Below are 18,496 nucleotides of genomic sequence, written 5' to 3'. Positions count from 1 at the left end.
GCATGACGCGTCCGGTGCTTTCGACGTATCGGCTGCAGATGCGCGCGGACTGCTGCACGTTCGACGACGCCGTGAACCTGCTGGACTACCTCGACGATCTCGGCGTGAGCCACGTGTATCTGTCGCCCATCCTGACCGCGGCCGCAGGCTCCACGCACGGGTACGACGTCACAGATCCCACCACGGTGTCGGCGGGCCTGGGTGGCCCCGACGGCCTGCGCAGGCTGTCGGAGGCCGCGCACAGCCGCGGGATGGGGCTGATCGTGGACATCGTGCCCAACCACGTCGGCGTCGACGATCCGCGGCAGAACCGCTGGTGGTGGGATGTCCTCACCAACGGGCGGCAATCGGAGTTCGCCGACTACTTCGACATCGACTGGGACGTCGCCGACGGACGAATCGTGTTGCCCGTCCTGGGTTCTGACGACGATGTCGCGGCACTGACGGTGGACGGCGACGTCCTGCGGCTCGGGGATCTGGTGCTGCCGATCGCGCCCGGAACCAGGACTGGCTCAGGCGCTGACGTGCACGCCCGCCAGCACTACCAGTTGACCGGATGGCGCAACGGCGTCTGCGGATACCGCCGGTTCTTCTCGATCACCTCGCTGGCCGCGCTGCGCCAGGAGGATCGCAGGGTCTTCGAGGCCACGCACGTCGAGGTCAAACGCTGGTTCGACGAGGGGCTGGTCGACGGGCTCCGGATCGACCATCCGGACGGGCTCACCGACCCCGCCGGCTATCTGCGGTGGTTGCGCGAACTGGTCGGGCCCTCGGCATGGATTGTGGCAGAGAAGATCCTGGCGGCAGACGAAGGCTTGGACCGGGAGCTGCCGGTGGACGGCACCACCGGCTACGACGCGCTGCGCGAGGTCGGCGGACTGTTCGTGGACCCCGACGGCGAGGCTGAACTGAACAGGCTGTGCCGGGACTGCGATCCGGGCACCGAGCGACAGCTCAAGACCATCGCCGTCACCGAGACGCTGGGCAGCGAATTGAGCAGGCTGGGCCGCGTGATGTCGGCGGCCACCGCGACCAGCGACCCGCGGCTGCCCGACGCCGTCGCAGCGCTGATCAGCCGAGTCGGGGTGTACCGCAGCGACTATCCATCGCTGTCCACGGTGCTGCCCGTGGCGATCGCTGAAACAACCTCCGCAGCACCCGAATTGGTGCCCGCGCTGACGATCGTCAGCAGTGCGCTCGCGACCGACCGCGAGGCGGTGGCGCGCTTCAACCAGTTGTGCGGCGCTGCGACGGCGAAAGCGGTCGAGGACTGCCTGTTCTACCGCGACGCCCGGCTGGTGTCGCTCAACGAGGTCGGCGGGGCACCCGAGCTGTTCGGAGTCAGCCTCGCCGAGTTCCACCAGCGCACCGCCAACCGGGGTCGGCTGTGGCCGCGCGCCATGACGACACTGTCCACCCACGACACCAAACGCGGCGAGGACGTGCGCGCCCGGATCGGCGTGCTGTCGCAGGTCGCCACGACGTGGGCCGAGCTGGTGCAGCAGTGGACCGTCACGAGCCCTCCCCCGGACCGCGCGACCGGACTGTTCCTGTGGCAGAACATCTTCGGGGTGTGGCCCCGCGACGGCGCCGTGACCGACGAGTTGCGCGGCCGGTTGCACGCGTACGCCGAGAAGGCGATCCGCGAAGCCGCGGTCCACACCTCGTGGCACACGCCCGACGAGGCGTTCGAGGATTCCGTGCACCGCTGGCTCGACGCTGTGCTCGACGGCCCGGTCGCCGATGGGCTCACCGGGCTGACCGCGCGGCTCGACGAGCATGCACGCGCGGACAGCCTGGGCCAGAAGCTCATCCAGCTGACCGGGCCGGGCGTGCCCGATGTGTATCAGGGCACCGAACTGACCGAAGACAGCCTTGTCGACCCGGACAACCGCCGACCCGTCGACTACGCCGCACGCCGGGATGCGCTGCAGCGTCGGCAGGATCCGAAGATCAGGGTGACCAGCGCCGCGCTGCGGCTGCGCAGGAAGTACGCCGATCTCTTCCAGTCCGGCGGTTACCGTCCACTGCCCGCCGACGGGCCGGCCGCCGCGCATGTGGTGTCCTACTGCCGGGGTACGGACGTGGTGGTGGCGGCCTGCCGATGGACCGTGAAGTTAGCCGAAACCAGTTGGGGTGATACAACGTTGACGCTTCCCGACGGATCTTGGCATGACGTCCTGCACGGGCGGGAGTTCCCCCGCACGGTGCCCGCGGCTGCGTTGTTCGACGAACTCCCCGTGGCCCTCCTGGAGCGATGCAATGACTGAATTCGCCGTCTGGGCGCCCGAGCCCGACCGGGTCCGTCTCGATGTGGACGGCGCCTTGTACGACATGACCCCGTCGGACGACGGCTGGTGGCGTGCCGACGTCGATGCGCGCGACGACGCTCGATACGGCTTCGTCCTCGACGACGACCCGAAGGTGCTGCCGGATCCGCGCTCGCCGCGCCAGCCCGACGGTGTGCACGCGCGCTCGCAGCTGTGGCAACCGAAGCCCGACGCCTGGACCGACACGGGCTGGGCCGGTCGATCCATCGCGGGCGAGGTCATCTACGAGCTGCACGTCGGCACCTTCACCACCGAAGGCACGTTCGACGCGGCCATTTCGAAGCTCGACCACCTGGTCGACCTCGGCGTGGGCCTGGTCGAACTGATGCCCGTCAACGCCTTCAGCGGGGTCCACGGCTGGGGCTATGACGGTGTGCTCTGGTACGCCGTGCACGAGCCCTACGGCGGCCCGGACGGACTGATCCGGCTCATCGACGCGTGCCACGCGCGCGGGCTCGGCGTGCTGATCGACGCGGTCTTCAACCATCTCGGCCCCTCGGGCAACTACCTGCCACGGTTCGGCCCGTACCTGTCCGCCGGGCACAATCCGTGGGGCAGCTCGATCAACCTGTCCGACGCCGATTCCGACGAGGTGCGTTCCTACATCATCGAGTGCGCGCTGCGGTGGATGCGCGATTTCCATGCCGACGGGCTGCGTCTCGACGCGGTGCACGCGCTCGTCGACACCACCGCGGTGCATCTGCTGGAGGAGCTCTCGGCCGAAACCGACGCCCTGGCAGAGCAACTCGGCCGCCCGCTGTCGCTGATCGCCGAAAGCGACCTCAACGACCCACGCCTCATCACCCCGAGAGATCAGGGCGGGTACGGGTTGACCGCGCAGTGGGACGACGACATCCACCATGCGATCCACACCGCGGTGTCCGGGGAACGACAGGGCTATTACGCCGATTTCGGCTCGCTGGAGACCCTGGCGAACACGCTCAAGCACGGATACTTCCATGCCGGGACGTACTCGTCGTTCCGGCGCCGCAGGCACGGCAGGCCGCTGGACACCGCGACCATTCCCGCGACGCGCCTGCTGGCGTACACGCTGACTCACGACCAAGTCGGCAACCGCGCTGTCGGCGACCGGCCCTCCCAGCGGCTCGACTTCGGCCAGCTTGCCGTCAAGGCCGCGCTGGCTCTTGGATCTCCCTATACTGCAATGCTTTTCATGGGTGAGGAGTGGGGGTCGTCCTCACCGTTCCAGTTCTTCAGCTCGCACCCGGAACCGGATCTGGCGCGTGCGACCGCCGAGGGCCGCAAGGCCGAGTTCGCCGAACACGGTTGGGACGCCGACGAAATACCGAATCCGCAGGATCCGGCCACCTTCCTGCGATCGAAACTGAACTGGGACGAGGTGGGCGACGGTGACCATGCGCGGCTCTACCGCGTCTATCAGGGTTTGATCGCGCTGCGACGAGGCGAACCGGACTTCGCCGACCCGTGGCTGGACGACCTGCACATCGACTTCGACGAGACACGGCGCTGGATCGTGCTACACCGCGGCGCCTTCTCCATCGCGTGCAACCTCGGCGAGGAGGCCACCCGAGTTCCTGTGCGCGGCGACGTGGTCCTGGCCTGGGGCGAACCACAGATCGAACCCGGTGCGACGACCCTTGCCGGGCACTCCTTCGCGATCCTGCGGACCGATCAGGTCAGATAGCGGTAGGTCGGTGACCCCGGTTCCAGCAGTTCGACGTGGATGTCGGAGTTTTCCATGCGCGCCAACAGCCCCTCGAGGTCGGCCGCCGAGCTCAACTCCACGCCGCACAACGCTTCACCGGTCTCCCGGTTGTTGCGCTTGACGTACTCGAACAGCGTGATGTCGTCACCGGGGCCCAGCACTTCGTCGAGGAACCGGCGCAGGGCTCCGGGTTCCTGCGGGAAATCGACCAGGAAATAGTGCTTGAGCCCGAGATGCACCAGCGAGCGCTCGAGCACCTCGTTGTACCGGGACACGTCGTTGTTGCCGCCGGAGATCAGGCACACCACGGTGGAACCCGGCTCGATGTCCGCCTCCAACAACGCCGCGACCGACAGCGCGCCCGCCGGCTCGGCGATGATGCCCTCGTTCTGGTACAGATCGAGCATCGCGGTGCAGACCGCGCCCTCGTCGACCGTCGTGATCGACACCATGTCGCCTGCCGCCGCGAGCGCGGCGTATGGCAACGCCCCGGCGCGGGCCACCGCGGCGCCGTCGACGAACTGGTCCACGTGCTCCAACGTCACGGGCTCGCCCGCCGACAACGCCGCGATCATCGACGCCGCTCCCGCCGGTTCCACACCGAGCACCGCGGTGTTGGACGTGCGCTCGGCCAGGTAGGTGGTGATGCCGGAGATGCAGCCGCCCCCTCCGACCGGGACGATCACGAGATCGGGCTCGTCCTCGAGCTGGTCGAGCATCTCAGCCGCGATAGTGCCCTGACCCGCCATGGTGCGCAGGTCGTCGTAAGGAGGTACCAGCGTGGCCCCGGTGCGGGCGACGTCGTCGAGGGCGGCCTGCGCGGCCTGATCGTAGGTCGCGCCGACGGCGATCAACTCGATGAACTCACGGCCGTGGTAGCGGATTCGGTCGCGCTTCTGCTTTGGGGTCTTGGCCGGGACGTACACTCGGCCGTGGATGCCCATCGACCGGCATGCCAGTGCGAAGCCCTGGGCGTGGTTGCCCGCGGACGAGCACACCACGCCCGCCGCGATCTCCGCGTCGGACAGCTGGGCCATCAGATTGAAGGCGCCGCGGATCTTGTAGGACCGGACCGCCTGCAGATCCTCCCGTTTGAGGTAGACCGTGGCGCCGGTGGCCTCCGACAGCCGATCGCTGATCTGCAGCGGGCTCCGGGTGACCACGCCCGAAATTCGCCGCGCAGCCTCGTCGATGTCAGCCGCGCACAGCGGCGCCGACGTACGGGGGCTCAGTTCGGCAGTCACCGGTCAATAGTGCCACCGGCCAGGCGTTTCACTGCACCGGGGTGAGCACAAACACCGGGATCTCGCGATCGGTCTTGGTCTGGTAGTCGGCGTAGTCGGGAAAGGCCGCCACCGCACGCTGCCACCACTGCGCCTTCTCTTCGCCGAACACCTCACGTGCGGTGTAGTCACCCGACGTGGTTCCGTCCTGCAGTTCGACGCGCGGATTCTTCTTGACGTTGTAGTACCAGACCGGGTTCTTCGGCGCCCCGCCCAGCGACGCCACCACCGCATATTCGCCGTTGTGCTCGACGCGCATGAGCGGGGTCTTGCGGATCTTGCCGGTCTTGGCGCCGATGGTGGTCAGCAGGATCACCGGCCTGCCGTTGAGCTCGGTGCCTGCCGTACCGCCGGACGCCATGTAGGTCTCGGCGTTCTCGCGTGCCCAGTCAGATGTGCTTGGTTCGTAATCTCCGGTGAGTGGCATGCAAACCAGCCTAGGGCGCTCGGCGTGGCCGGACGGGAAACCGCGGAAATCGGCACGCGGAGGGTTGAAACCGCCAGGAACTGGGAAAACAACGCCCATGCGGCACCTGGCGAAGGAGCGTGTGCGGTGGGTGGCGGCCCGAACGGCTGCGGCCGCCGCGCTGGCGGTGTCGGCGTGCGCGACGGCCAGCACTCCGCCGGCCGATTCCCACACCGCGCGGGTATTCATCAACGGCGAGGAGATGCCGACGACCTATTCGGTGGAGTGCCGGCAACTCGACTGGTTCTGGACCATCGACACGCTGCCGAAAGAGCCCGGATTCACCGCGATCGTCCAGACCGGCGCGACCGTCACACCCAAGGTCATGCGGATCCGCGAACTCGCGGGGTTCACGGGCAGTTCGGGCGAGGGCGCGCCGGATACCGAGGCCCGCGTCGAGGGCACCACGTTCCGCGTGAGCGGTACGGCGCACGGCTCGTTCGCAGATCGCCCCACCAAACCGGCCGAGGTCGAGTACCGGATGGAAGCCCGCTGCTGAGCCGTCTTGACCGGTAAAGTGACAAGCCTCATCCGGTGTTTCGGGTAGCCGAAATCTTTGTTGCGAGCTATCGTCAGAACATGACCACCGCCGGGAACTTTCGCGACGCCACCTCCCGGGCCGATCATGAGGTCGACATCGCCGGGGTGCCCTGGCCGACCTACAAGCTGATCGCCCTGGCGATCGGTGCCCTGGTTCTCGTGGTCGTCGGCGTGGCGACCATGAGTGCCGCACCCGCCGTGCTGTCCGCTGCCGCGGCGGCCACCGTCGTGTGGCTGGGCCTGGGCAGCGTCTGGTCCTCCGATCAGTGACCTTCGAGTAGCTCGCGCAGCGTCTCAAGGTCCGCAGTGACAGCGGCGACATCAGCGTCGAACTGTTCCTCGGTCACCCCTGGGCGCTGCCGGACCGTGAAGACCACCTCGCACGACGTTGCGTCGACGCCGGCAGGCAGCACCCGCATCGGGTTGTAGACCGCCTCGCCCGAGGGCAGGTGCACCATGTGATCGAGCACGCCCAACGTGTTCGGCGGCGTGAATTCGACCGTGACCTCACCCATCGGCGACTCCGCGACCCAGCCGCGCGCAGTGAGGTGCAAACCGCCCTCGGCCAGTCCCGCAGCCCAGTTCACCAGGTGGTGCGGATCGGCGGCGTAGGCGTACACGGCCTCGGGCGCCGCCTCGATCCAGACGCTCACATGTCTGCTACGCATGGTTCCCACCGTAGGCCGCCGCCACTCGCCGGGCGCCCACACCTGTCGTACGCGCGCTAAGCGAATCCGTGATCGCAAGGGCGCTAACCATTTTCAGCCAGCTGTCGCTACCGCTTCTGAGGGAACATGGCCAGTTCGGCGAGCACCTCGTCGAGTGCTGTGCGCGTGACGCTGTCGAGCGGCCGGGCCGGCAGCCGCACCCTCGCCGAGTTGATGATGCCACGTCGCAGCAGAACCTCTTTGTGCACAGCCCACGCCTGGCCGGGGCGCACGCCCAACCGGATCAGCGGCTGCAACCGAGCGAACCCGGCTCGCGCATCCGCGCGTCGGCCCGCCGCCAGGTCGTCGAGGATGACGCGGAGGTGGTCCGAGAACTCGCAGGCCGGCATCGTGCCGACCGCGCCGTTGTCGTATTCCTCGATGAGATCCTGCGCATTCTGACCACCGAGGACCGCGAAATCCTCGGGCGCCGCGGCCGCCACGTCAGCGATCTTGACCGGCGTCGGCGGCGCCTCGACCTTCACGGACGCGATTTCCGGCACCGTAGCCAGCTTGACGATCTGCTCTACGGCGATGCTCACCCCGGTGACTCCGGGCGCGTCCTGCACCATGATGGGCGCGCCGGCTTCGGCCGCGACGTCGGCGAAGAATTCCGGTATCTGTTGCGACGACGGCACCGTCAGATAGGGCGGCAGCACCATCAGGTGGTCCGCACCGCTCTCGACTGCCTCAGCCGCGAGCTCGACTGCTGTGACGGTGCTGGTGGCGTTGACCCCGGCTACCAGCGGCAGGTCTGGCCCGACAATCGTGCGAACTTCTCGCAGGATCACGCTCCGCTCGGCGCGCGTCAGCGCGAACCCCTCGCTGGCCATGCCGAAGACTGCGAGACCGTCTACGCCGCAGCGGATCTGGAACTCGACCAGCGACCGCAGCGACGGCAGATCAAGCCTGCCGTCGGATGTGAACGGGGTCGCCAGGATCGGAACGAGGCCGGTCGGGGCGGGGCTGGGGCGATGCACTGCTCAGTTCTCCTTTGCGAGATCGATGATCACGTCGACGTCGACGTCTATACCAAGGCCGGGACCGGTGGGGACCGCGAAGCCCGTGGGGCCCGCATCGATCGGAGTGCGCAGAATCCGCTGCGCGACGGGCACTGTGTCAGGCTGGAATTCGAAGAAGGGGCAGTCGACCGTCGCGGCGCTGACATGGATTCCCGCGGCGAGCGCGATCCCGAGACCGACCGAGTGGTGAAATGCGATCGGGACATGGAAGGCCGATGCGAGCTGCGCGATCGCAACAGCCTCGGTGATCCCGGTACGCGCGACGTCAGGTTGAGCGAGCCGCAGCGCACGGCGGGTGAGCCAGTCGGCGAACTCATATCGATGCCGCATCGCCTCACCGACCGCGACCGGGGTCGTGGTCCGCTCGGCCAGCTCACGGTGGCCGTCGACGTCCTCGGGGGCCAGCGGTGCCTCCAGGAACACCGCGCCCCGTGCGTCGAGTTCGCGTCCGAGCGTGACCGCCTCACCGACCCGGTAGGCCCAGTGCGCGTCGACCGCGATGCGGAGGCCGGGTGCGGCCGCCGCGACCGCATCGAACGTCGCGAGGTCGGCCGCGATCCCCTTGCCCAACGCAAGCTTGACCATCTGGGCTCCGGCCGACTCCCACCGAGCCGCCAAGGCAGCCCGGGCCGGGTCGGTCGGCTCGGGCAACCCCGAGACGTAGGCCGGCACCCGCTCGCGATGCGCCCCGCCCAGCAGCTCGCTGACCGACAGCCCGGTGACCTTGCCGTGCAGATCCCACAGTGCGATGTCGACAGCAGCCAACGCATCGGCCTGATGCCCTCCCAGATGTCCCCGCTCGCGCATCAGATTGCGCAGCCGCTCCCAGAGCGGGTGGACCTGTCGTGGATCCTCGCCGATCAACTGCCCTACAAGGAGCCGTTCGACGACAGCGGCTGCGATTTCCGGGCCGACCGGCGCAAGCGCTTCGCCCCATCCAACGTGCCCGTCGTCGGTGCGGATCGCAACGAGCATCGTCTCGAACCGGCCCGAGTAGAGGCTGCGCCACGGCTGCCGAACGACGTAGCCGCGATCGGCGGTGAGCTCCGTCCCGTCATCGAGGGTGCCGAGGTACGCCCGGTCCCCGCGTTGCTTCACCACATACGTCGTCACGTCGGCGATGCGCACCGGCGACTCCCATCTTGTCTCGTCCATCGCCCACAAATGTGCAAGACGCTTGCATATGTTGCAAGTCGCTGCCAATATTTGCGATATGGCAGTCGAGAAGAGCGGGAACCAGAGCGTCGAACGAGCGGCAGCCGTGTTGCGGCTCTTCACCGGGAGAAGCCCGGCCCTCCGCGTCTCGGACGTCGCGTCGGCGTTGGACCTCGGTCTTTCGACGGCGTCCCGACTGCTGGCGACGCTGGAGTCGGTCGAGCTGGTCAGGCGCGATCCGGTCAGCCAGCTCTACGAACTCGGCCCGGCCGTGATCGCGATGGCCGGGGTCGCGCTCAACAACGAACCGGTCTACCGGCAGTCCCGGGCGATCACCCAGCGCCTGGCCTGGGAGCTCGGACTCGGCGCCAATGTGGCGGTGCGCCGCGGCGACGCCCTGTTTTATCTGCAGAACGTGGAGGGGCCGCTGGCGCACAAGTCGTACTCGCTACTGGGACAACGCAATCCGCTGTACGCGACGGCGATGGGCAAATGTCTGCTACTCGAGATCCCCCGCGCAGAACGAATCGAACTGCTCGGCGCGGGTCCGCTGACGTCATACACCGCGCGAACCATCACCGATCACGATGCCCTCGACGACGACCTACAGCGTTGCGCGGCACGAGGATATGCGATCGAGGTCGAAGAGCTCGCGCTCGGCCGGGCATGCATCGCCGCCCCGGTCCGTGACCACACCGGCGGCATCGTGGCGGCGCTGTCCGTCTCGGGCGCCCTGTCCGCGATCAGCCTGCCCGAACGTGAGACCGACCTCGGCGCAATCGTCATCGAAGCGGCCGACTCGGTCAGCACAGGCCTCGGCTACCTGGGGCATGTCCCGACAGTCCCGTCACGTCCGTGACGCCGAACAATGGAGTTCACCACATGCCAAGCCCCACGACGCTGAGCACCGGCACCGCTGGAGCCGCGACGACCCCGTCCCGGAGAGTGCTGGTAGCAGGCACCATCGGCAACTTCGTCGAATGGTTCGACATCGGCATCTACGGGACGCTGTCGTCGGTCATTGCCGCCAACTTCTTCGCCGAGGGCGACCCGACGTCCGCGATTCTCTCGACGTTCGCGATCTTCGCCGTCGGCTTTGCGATCCGACCGCTCGGTGCGCTCTACTTCGGACCACTCGCAGATCGCATCGGCCGCAACCGCGTTCTGGCGATCACGGTCATCGTGACCTCGTTGGCGACGTTCGCGATCGGCGTGCTACCCACCTATGCGAGCATCGGCGCACTGGCACCGATCTTGTTGGTCGTGGCGCGCCTCGTGCAGGGTTTCGCCGCCGGCGGCGAAACCTCCAGTTCCGTCGGGCTTCTCTTCGAATACGCACCACGAAACCGACGCGGCTTCTACACAAGCTTCGGGGCCAGCATCGGATTCGTCGCGTTCGTAGCGGGCGCAGGTCTTGCGCTGATCCTCACCTTGATCTTCGGTGACGACCAGCTGACCGAATTCGCTTGGCGTATACCATTTCTGATCGCGCTACCGCTCGGCATCGCCGGACTCTATCTGCGCATGAGGCTCGACGACACACCCGAGTTCATCCGGTTGGAGCGATCAGGGGAAGTCGCCGCATCGCCACTGAGAGAGACGTTCCGGACCGGACGCAGAGCAATGCTGATCCTGGGTGGGGTGATCGTCCTCAAAGGGGTGGCGCACTGGGTGCTGCAGACGTATATGGTCAGCCACCTCAGCCGCACCCTGCATTTCAGTGCGGCTGAAGCGTTCACGGCGTCGACGATCTGTATGGCGGTCGTCGCGGTGGTCATCCCGGTGGCGGGGCTGTTGTCGGACAAGGTCGGCCGTAAGCCGGTGATGATCCTCGGCGCAGCCGGTCTGATCGTGCTGGCCTGGCCGGCGCTTGCGCTGATGACCCTGGGCAACGCCATGCTCGCGGTGCTCGCGATGGTCGCCTTGGGCATTCCGCTCGCCGCGTATGACGGTGCGGTCAACGCGAGCATGGCCGAGCTCTTCCCGTCGCGGATCCGCACCGGTGCGATCGCGATCCCCTACAACATCGTGGTCAGCCTGCTGGGCGGCACGGCTCCCTACATCGCCGCCTGGCTCACGGCGACATCGGGATACACGCCGGCGCCCGCCTTCTACCTCATGTTCGCCGCCGCGATCACCCTCACCACGGTGATCGTCTGGGTCAAGGAGACCACCGGCCCGAAAGCCGAAGTCGACGTGACGGCCTGAGCGGTCGGCGCCCGAATCCCGTGATCGCAAGGGCGGTAAACGTTTTCGCCGATCTGTTCAGCGGCAGGTCAGGTGTATGGTCGGGCGTGTGGGTATTGCGACGACGGGCCTGACACCGGTCGAGGAAACGGCCTTTCTGACTCTGTACGCCAGGGCACTCGACAGCCGGTGGGCGCGCCCGATCCTCGGCGACACACTCGCCGACGAGACAGTGGCACGGCTCGACTACGACTTCTCGGGGCTGGGCGTCCAGACGAGCGTGGTGTGTCAGACGGCGCTGCGCGCAAAGATGCTCGACGACCGGATCCGGGCATTCGTCACCCGTCATCCCGACGCCGTTGTCGTGGATTTGGGTGCGGGGCTCGACAGCGCCGTGCATCGCGTGGCTCCCGTCGCGACCGTGGACTGGTACAGCGTCGACCTGCCGGGGATCAGCGTGTTGCGCGACCACGTGCTGCCGCCGCTCCCGCAGGCCCATACGGTCGCCGCTTCGCTGGTCGATCCCGACTGGACCGACCCCATCCCCTCCGACCGGCCCACTTTCGTGGTGGCCGACGGCCTGTTCGCCTTCCTCACCGAACCGGTCATCGCAGGTATCTTCCGGAGGATCACCGACCATTTCACCTCCGGCGAGGTGGCGTTCAACGACTACGGCAGGATCGGGTGGGTCAGCCGGGCAGCGCTCAAGTTCTACCCGCAGAAGATGTACAAGGACGTCGGAAGCCAATGGGGTTACCCCGGTTTCAAGGATGCCCGGCATCCTCAGACGTGGAGTCCGCGGTTGCGGCTGGTCGAGGAGTCGAGCCTGGCACATCAACCCGAAGTGGACCGCTTTCCCGGCTGGCTTCGCGTCGCCACGCGGCTGTCCGGGCTGACCAAGGCCACCGCGCGCAAGGCGCGGATCCTGCGGTACGCGTTCTGATCCGGGTTCGCTTACCTGCCAGGTAATCGACAGGCCTTGCCGCACACGCCATCGTCGGGGCATGACTGTGCTCATCGGGATCATGCTGCCGAGTCGCGAAACCGCGATGACCGGGCGGCACGACGCCGCCGCGATACTCGAATACGCCAGGGCTGCTGAGCATTACGGTTTCGATTCGGTGTGGACCGGCGACTCCGTGCTGGCCCGTACCCGGGTCGAGCCGCTGTCGCTGCTCGGGGCGATCGCCGCGGTCACCGAGCGGATCACGCTGGGCACCGCTGCGCTCGTCGGCCCGCTGCGCCATCCCCTGTTGACCGCCGCGCAGGCCGCCACCGTCGACCAGCTCAGCGGTGGCCGCCTGATCCTCGGACTCGGTTCGGGTGCTCCGACACCGGAGAGCCGGGCCGAATTCGAGGCGCTGGCAACGCCGTTCGGCGACCGGGCCCGCCGTCTCGACGAGACGGTCGCACTGTGTCGCCGGGCCTGGACCACCGGGGGTGGATTCAGCGGCAGCATCTGGCAGATCGACGACCTCGGCGGAGCGCTTCCACCGGCGCGGCCCGGCGGCCCACCGCTGTGGCTGGCCGGCGGCGACACCGAGCGCGTCATCAAGCGGGTGGTCGACGGCTACGACGGCTGGCTGCCGTACCTTCCCGACGCCGACGCGTACGCACGCGCCTGGAACCGGATCAGCGAGCGCGCGACGCGACCGATCACGCCGGCGATGTACGCGACCGTGTACATCGACGACAGCCGTGTGCGGGCCCACGACGCTCTCGACAGGTACGCCCGGGCCTACTACCGGCAGCCGCTGGACGTGATGAGCTCGATCCAGGCCTACTGCGGCGGACCGGCGCACGAATGTGCGGAATGGCTGGCCCGCTATGTCGAAGCCGGGGCGCGCCACCTCATCCTGCGCATCGGCGCGCTCGACCCCCATCCGCGGATGCTGGCCGAGCACCTGCTGCCCGCGCTGCGTCAGGTCGGGATCGCCCGGTGAATGCCGCACGTACACGCATCGATCGACGGGCATGTGCACTGCATGCCCCATTCGATGATCGCCCTCGCGCGCGTCAGCGCGGTCATCTGCTCGTCGATCTCGGAGAGCTTGGCCTGCGCGAGCGCACGCGCGGCCGGCCGGCCAGGGGTGTCGTCGTCCATCAGCACCGCGATGTCGTCGAGCGCGAAACCGGCGGCCTTGCACAGCCGGATCACCTCGAGCCGTACCAGCACCGACTCCTGGTATCGGCGTTGCCCACCCACGCGGCCCGGGGCCGGGAGCAGACCGAGCTGTTCGTAATAGCGCAGCGTGGTCTGCGCGACACCGGCCCGACGGGCCACCTCTCCGATGGTCAACCGCGTACTCACCGTTAACTCCCCAAGGCTTGACTTAGAGTCAACTCTAAGTTGTTGACTCGGGGCATGCCATTCACCGACACCCTGACCCGAACCCGCTACGCGCAGCTGCGCACCTTCCGTCGCGACGGCTCCCCCGTCGACACCCCGATCTGGTTCGCCACCGACGGTGAGCGCGCGATCGTGTTCCGGACGAAGGTGGGCCCCAAGACCAAACGGCTGACGGCGCACCCGGAAGTCGAACTGGTCGCGTGCGACTACCGGGGCCGTGTCACCGAGCCGACCACGCTGCACGGGCGGGCGGTGATCCTGTCCGGCGTGCAGGCACAGCAGGCCAACCGGGCACTGCACCGCCGCTACGGCTGGCAGTGGAACATCGTGCCGCTACTGAAGATCCCCGGCGTCACCAATGTGCACCGTGACCTGCCGCTGCGCGAGAAGCTGCGGCGGGCCCGGACGCGCGATGTCTGGCCGGACAGCGCCATCGTCCGGATCGAGCTGGACGAGCCGAGTCAGCCGAGGCAGCCCGGCCCGAGCAGCGCCTTGAGGTCGCCCATCAACGCCGACGACGGTGTCACGCGCAGCGACTGATCGAGCTCGAGCGTGGTGATCCGCTCACCGCTGATCAGGCGCAGGTGCACCTGCGCGGTGCCCGGATGGTTGGCCAACACCGATTTGAGCGCACTGACCTTGTCGATGGTGCACTGCCGGGTCGGCAGGCTGACCGCAAGCGGCCGGTCGGCCTGGGCGCTGGTGAAGTCGGGCACCACCAGTTCGTGGGCGATCAGCGCGATCCGGTCGTCGCGCGCGGCGACCTTGGCTTTGACGAGCACCACCACGTCGTCGGCGATCTCGGCACCGAACAGCGAGTAGGTCTGCGGGAAGAACAACACCTCGATGCCACCCGTGAGGTCTTCCAATTGCGCTGAGGCCCAGGGCAATCCGTTCTTGTTGACCCGCCGGTTGACCGAGGCGAGGATGCCGCCGACGAGCACCTGGGCGTCATTGGCGACATCGCCGTCCAGGATCGCCGGGATCTGGGTGTCGACCTGATTGGCCAGCAGGTGCGCGACACCGTTGAGCGGGTGCCCCGACACGTAGAGGCCCAGCATCTCGCGTTCGAGTGCGAGCTTGTGCTTGTCCTCCCACTCTTCGTCGGGCACTTTGATGGTGAAAACCGCGTCGGTGCCAGTGTCGTCACCCCCGCCGAACAGGTCGAACTGCCCCATCGCCTCGGCCTTCTTGGTGCCGAGCACCGAGTCCACGGCGTCGGTGTGGACCAGGAACAGGCCCTTGCGCGGATGGCCGAGCGAATCGAACGCGCCCGCCTTGATCAGCGACTCGGTGACCTTCTTGTTGCAGGCCGCGATGTCGATCTTGTTCAGGTAGTCGGAGAAGTCGGTGTACTTGCCCTTCTCGGTGCGCGTATTGATCAGTGACGCAACGACGTTGGCACCGACGTTCCGGATCGCGCCGAGGCCGAACCGGATGTCGTCGCCCACCGAGGCGAAGTTCTGCACGGACTCGTTGACGTCCGGCGGGAGCACCGTGATGCCGAGCCTGCGGCAGTCGGCGAGGTAGACCGCGGCCTTGTCCTTGTCGTCACCGACAGACGTCAGCAGGCCGGCCATGTACTCGGCCGGGTAGTTCGCCTTGAGGTACGCGGTCCAGTACGACACCAGCCCGTACCCGGCCGCGTGCGACTTGTTGAATGCGTAGCCGGCGAACGGAAGGATGGTGTCCCACAACGCCTTCACCGCACCTTCGGAGAAGCCGTTGGCCGTCATGCCCTCCTTGAAGCCCTTGTACTCGGCCTCGAGCACCTCCAGCTTCTTCTTACCCATGGCCTTACGCAGCGCATCGGCCTTGCCCATGGTGTAGGAGGCGACCTTCTGCGCGATGAACATGATCTGCTCTTGGTAGACGATAAGGCCGTAGGTCTCGGCGAGGATGTCCTTGAGCGGCTCTTCGAGTTCGGGGTGGATCGGCTTGATGGCCTGCCGGCCGTTCTTGCGGTCGGCGTAGTCGTTGTGGGCGTTCATGCCCATGGGGCCGGGACGGTACAGCGCCAGCACGGCCACGATGTCGTTGAACCCGGTGGGCTGCATGCGGCGCAGCAGATCGCGCATGGGGCCACCGTCGAGCTGGAACACACCGAGCGTGTCGCCACGGCCCAGCAGTTCGTATGCCGCCGGGTCGTCGAACGGCAACGTTTCGAGGTCCAGGTCGATGCCGCGGTTGGCCTTGATGTTGTCGATGCAGTCACCGATGATCGTCAGGTTCCGCAGGCCAAGGAAGTCCATCTTCAGCAGGCCGATGGCCTCGCACGACGGATAGTCCCAGCCCGTGATGATCGCGCCGTCCTGTGGTCGTTTCCACAGCGGGATCGCGTCGACGAGCGGCTCGGAGCTCATGATCACCGCACACGCGTGCACACCCGCGTTGCGGACCAGGCCCTCGAGCCCGCGGGCCGTCTCGTAGATGGTCCGCACATCGGGGTCGGTGTCGATCAGCGTGCGGACTTCCGCGGCTTCCTTGTACCGCTCGTGGTTCGGATCGGTGATGCCCGACAGCGGGATGTCCTTCGCCATGATGGGCGGCGGCAGTGCCTTGGTGATCCGGTCGGCGATCGCGAAGCCCGGCTGGCCGTAGTGCACGCGGGCCGAATCCTTCAGCGCCGCTTTGGTCTTGATGGTGCCGAAGGTGATGACCTGGGCGACCCGGTCGCTGCCCCACTTGTTGGCCGCGTACCGCAGCATCTCGCCCCGGCGACGATCGTCGAAGTCGATGTCGATATCGGGGGCCGACGGGCGTTCCGGGTTGAGGAAGCGTTCGAACAGCAGGCCGTGCGGAATCGGGTCGATGTTGGTGATGCCCAGTGCGTAGGCCACCAGTGACCCGGCGGCCGAACCGCGGCCCGGCCCAACCCGGATGTCGACCGAGCGCGCGTAGTTGATCAGGTCGGCGACGATCAGGAAGTAGGACGGGAAGCCTTTGTCGCAGATGACCTTGATCTCATAGCTCGCCCGTTCGGTGTACTCGGGGGGCACGGGACCGCCCCGGAACCGCCGTTGCAGCCCCGCCGTCACCTCGTGTGTCAGCCAGGAAGCCTGGTCGTGTCCGTCGGGCACCGGGAACACCGGCATCCGGTCGGTCGGCGTCCACACGTCGGCGTAGGACTGCACGCGCTCGCCGATGAGCACCGTCGAATCACACGCACCGGGCACCTGAGCGTCCCACAGGGCGCGCATTTCCTCGGCGGACTTGAGGAAGTAGCCGTCTCCGTCGAACTTGAACCGGTTCGGGTCGGACAGGGTCTTGCCGGTCTGGATGCACAGCAGCGCCTCGTGATTCTGCGAGGCCTCGCGCGTCACGTAGTGGCAGTCGTTGGTCGCCAGCGGCGGGATCTTGAGCTTCTGCCCGATTTCGAGCAGACCCTCGCGGACCCGGCGCTCGATGTCGAGGCCGTGGTCCATGAGCTCGAGGAAGAAATTGTCCGGGCCGAAGATGTCGCGCCACTTGGCCGCCGCTTCCAGCGCCTCCTGCCGATGACCGAGCCGCAGCCGGGTCTGCACCTCGCCGGACGGGCAGCCGGTGGTCGCGATGATGCCCTCGGCGTGCTCGGCGATGAGCTCGGCATCCATGCGCGACCACTTGCCGAGCTGACCTTCGAACGATGCCAGCGACGACAGCTTGAACAGGTTGCGCAGGCCGGTGGCGGTCTCGGCGACCATGGTCATGTGGGTGTAGGCGCCGCTACCCGAGACGTCGTCGCTCTTCTGGCTCGGATCGCCCCATTGAACGCGCTTGGTGTCGAACCGGGAGCCGGGCGCGATGTAGGCCTCGACGCCGATGATCGGCTTGATGCCGGCCTTGGTCGCCGAGTTGTAGAACTCACTGGCGCCGAACATGTTTCCGTGGTCGGTCATGCCGATCGCCGACATGCCGAGGCGCTGCGCCTCGGCCAGCATCGGAGTGATCTTCGCGGCGCCGTCGAGCATCGAGTATTCGGTGTGGTTATGCAGGTGCACGAAGGACCGCGAAGATGAACCGCTCATAGGCACGCCAGTCTATTGCTGCCCACCGACAGTTCTCGGCGTGTCGGGCTGCGTGTCTCCGCCACGCCGTCAGCGCGAATCAGCGCCGTCGGCCAGCAACCCGTAATCGAACATCAACTCAAGTTGCTTGGCTACCGCACGGAAGTTTGCGGCACCGGCTTCCGAACCCGCGCAGGCCCCGATTCCCCACAGGATCGCGTGCAGCAGTTCGGCGAGCGGCCCCGGCTCGACATGGGGCGGCAGTTCGCGGCGCGCGACGGCCTCGGCGGTGGCGTCGGCCAGGAATGCCGCGGTGGTCGCCGCGGTGTCCACCGGCAGCACCGGGTGGCGCTGCGCCTCCAGCCGGGCGCTGGTCAAAAACGCGGCGAGCGACGGATCCTCGCGGCCCGCCGCGAGCAGCCCGAGCATGAACGCCCGAAGGCGATTCACCGGGGAGTCATGCTGATTGGCCTCTTCGATGCAGGCGTCGACGACCACATGCGCCTCCGCGACCAGCGCTTCGAACAGGGCCTCACGGCTGGGGAAGTAGTAGTTCAGCGTCGGTCGGCTCAACCCGGTCCGCTTGGCGATCGCCTGGAATGTCGTCGCCGCATAACCCCGCTCGTTGACCACCTCGCGGCCGGCCCGCACGATGTTGGCCCGTGTGCCGGCAGAATCGGCGGACACCGGGCGCCCGGGGCCGCGACGGCCCGCTTTCACACCCGGTAGCTCGGTCATGCGGCAAACGGTATGACATAGCTATACCTCGGTCAACCGTTACCC

Annotated in this window: 16 protein-coding genes and 1 pseudogene; 9 read left to right on the top strand and 8 right to left on the bottom strand. The window is 67.4% G+C overall.

What is annotated here, in order from left to right; genetic code table 11:
- The first annotated feature begins 2 nt into the window (after nt 1-2).
- Together treY and treZ are read left to right on the top strand one after the other, a co-directional pair.
- On the top strand, nt 3-2,270 hold the full coding sequence (treY, locus tag G6N67_RS30630) for a malto-oligosyltrehalose synthase (RefSeq protein WP_036441771.1): 2,268 nt from the start codon (nt 3-5) through the stop codon (nt 2,268-2,270).
- Complete coding sequence (gene treZ, locus G6N67_RS30625) at nt 2,263-3,996, top strand: malto-oligosyltrehalose trehalohydrolase (protein ID WP_036441768.1); 1,734 nt, start codon at nt 2,263-2,265, stop codon at nt 3,994-3,996. Before treY ends, treZ begins: the two co-directional genes overlap by 8 nt.
- On the opposite strand, the gene ilvA is transcribed toward treZ, so the two are convergent.
- Together ilvA and G6N67_RS30615 are read right to left on the bottom strand one after the other, a co-directional pair.
- Entirely contained in the window at nt 3,984-5,261 is a 1,278-nt protein-coding gene (gene ilvA, locus G6N67_RS30620; RefSeq protein WP_036441765.1) for a threonine ammonia-lyase IlvA, read from the bottom strand. The two genes, treZ and ilvA, sit on opposite strands and share 13 nt — an antisense overlap.
- Nucleotides 5,262-5,289: 28 nt before the next feature.
- Nucleotides 5,290-5,727 (bottom strand): nitroreductase family deazaflavin-dependent oxidoreductase, encoded by a 438-nt coding sequence (locus G6N67_RS30615; RefSeq protein WP_036441762.1) that lies wholly within the window; start codon nt 5,725-5,727, stop codon nt 5,290-5,292.
- A gap of 97 nt (nt 5,728-5,824) precedes the next feature.
- Here G6N67_RS30615 and G6N67_RS30610 point away from each other — a divergent pair, with 97 nt between their 5' ends.
- Both G6N67_RS30610 and G6N67_RS30605 read left to right on the top strand, forming a co-directional pair.
- Nucleotides 5,825-6,265 (top strand): lipoprotein LpqH, encoded by a 441-nt coding sequence (locus G6N67_RS30610; protein ID WP_051579265.1) that lies wholly within the window; start codon nt 5,825-5,827, stop codon nt 6,263-6,265.
- An 80-nt stretch (nt 6,266-6,345) separates the two neighbouring features.
- Entirely contained in the window at nt 6,346-6,576 is a 231-nt protein-coding gene (locus G6N67_RS30605) for a hypothetical protein (protein WP_036441760.1), read from the top strand.
- Here the strand turns inward: G6N67_RS30605 and G6N67_RS30600 are convergent.
- From G6N67_RS30600 to G6N67_RS30590, 3 genes are all read right to left on the bottom strand, one after another.
- The gene (locus G6N67_RS30600; protein WP_036441758.1) at nt 6,570-6,974 is read right to left on the bottom strand and encodes an SRPBCC family protein; all 405 of its coding nucleotides are present in this window, start codon (nt 6,972-6,974) and stop codon (nt 6,570-6,572) included. The two genes, G6N67_RS30605 and G6N67_RS30600, sit on opposite strands and share 7 nt — an antisense overlap.
- Nucleotides 6,975-7,081: 107 nt before the next feature.
- Nucleotides 7,082-7,993 carry a dihydrodipicolinate synthase family protein gene (locus G6N67_RS30595; RefSeq protein WP_036441755.1) on the bottom strand — a complete coding sequence of 304 codons (912 nt, stop codon included), beginning with the start codon at nt 7,991-7,993 and terminating at the stop codon, nt 7,082-7,084.
- A gap of 3 nt (nt 7,994-7,996) precedes the next feature.
- Nucleotides 7,997-9,190 carry a mandelate racemase/muconate lactonizing enzyme family protein gene (locus G6N67_RS30590; RefSeq protein WP_051579264.1) on the bottom strand — a complete coding sequence of 398 codons (1,194 nt, stop codon included), beginning with the start codon at nt 9,188-9,190 and terminating at the stop codon, nt 7,997-7,999.
- A gap of 58 nt (nt 9,191-9,248) precedes the next feature.
- On the opposite strand from G6N67_RS30590, the gene G6N67_RS30585 reads away from it, so the two are divergent.
- From G6N67_RS30585 to G6N67_RS30570, 4 genes are all read left to right on the top strand, one after another.
- Entirely contained in the window at nt 9,249-10,049 is an 801-nt protein-coding gene (locus tag G6N67_RS30585) for an IclR family transcriptional regulator (protein WP_036441752.1), read from the top strand.
- 23 nt (nt 10,050-10,072) lie between these two features.
- Nucleotides 10,073-11,398, top strand: a complete 1,326-nt coding sequence (locus G6N67_RS30580) for an MFS transporter (RefSeq protein ID WP_051579263.1) — start codon at nt 10,073-10,075, stop codon at nt 11,396-11,398.
- Nucleotides 11,399-11,486: 88 nt separating this feature from the next.
- Nucleotides 11,487-12,320, top strand: coding sequence for a class I SAM-dependent methyltransferase (locus tag G6N67_RS30575; protein WP_036442291.1), 834 nt, complete (start codon nt 11,487-11,489; stop codon nt 12,318-12,320).
- A gap of 61 nt (nt 12,321-12,381) precedes the next feature.
- Nucleotides 12,382-13,320: an LLM class flavin-dependent oxidoreductase gene (locus tag G6N67_RS30570; protein ID WP_036441746.1), complete on the top strand. Its 939-nt coding sequence runs from the start codon at nt 12,382-12,384 to the stop codon at nt 13,318-13,320.
- On the opposite strand, the gene G6N67_RS30565 is transcribed toward G6N67_RS30570, so the two are convergent.
- Nucleotides 13,299-13,688 (bottom strand): MerR family transcriptional regulator, encoded by a 390-nt coding sequence (locus tag G6N67_RS30565; protein WP_036441743.1) that lies wholly within the window; start codon nt 13,686-13,688, stop codon nt 13,299-13,301. The genes G6N67_RS30570 and G6N67_RS30565 overlap by 22 nt on opposite strands.
- 54 nt (nt 13,689-13,742) lie before the next feature.
- Here G6N67_RS30565 and G6N67_RS30560 point away from each other — a divergent pair.
- Nucleotides 13,743-14,174: pseudogene (locus tag G6N67_RS30560) on the top strand (PPOX class F420-dependent oxidoreductase); the annotation flags it as partial.
- 14 nt (nt 14,175-14,188) lie between these two features.
- On the opposite strand, the gene dnaE reads toward G6N67_RS30560, so the two are convergent.
- Nucleotides 14,189-17,734: a DNA polymerase III subunit alpha gene (dnaE, locus tag G6N67_RS30555; protein WP_036441738.1), complete on the bottom strand. Its 3,546-nt coding sequence runs from the start codon at nt 17,732-17,734 to the stop codon at nt 14,189-14,191.
- A 69-nt stretch (nt 17,735-17,803) separates the two neighbouring features.
- Nucleotides 17,804-18,451: a TetR/AcrR family transcriptional regulator gene (locus tag G6N67_RS30550; RefSeq protein WP_036441735.1), complete on the bottom strand. Its 648-nt coding sequence runs from the start codon at nt 18,449-18,451 to the stop codon at nt 17,804-17,806.
- Nucleotides 18,452-18,496: the final 45 nt, after the last annotated feature.

This window comes from Mycolicibacterium mageritense, assembly GCF_010727475.1.
Lineage (GTDB): Bacteria > Actinomycetota > Actinomycetes > Mycobacteriales > Mycobacteriaceae > Mycobacterium > Mycobacterium mageritense.
This window is presented reverse-complemented; position numbering and strand designations above follow the sequence as displayed.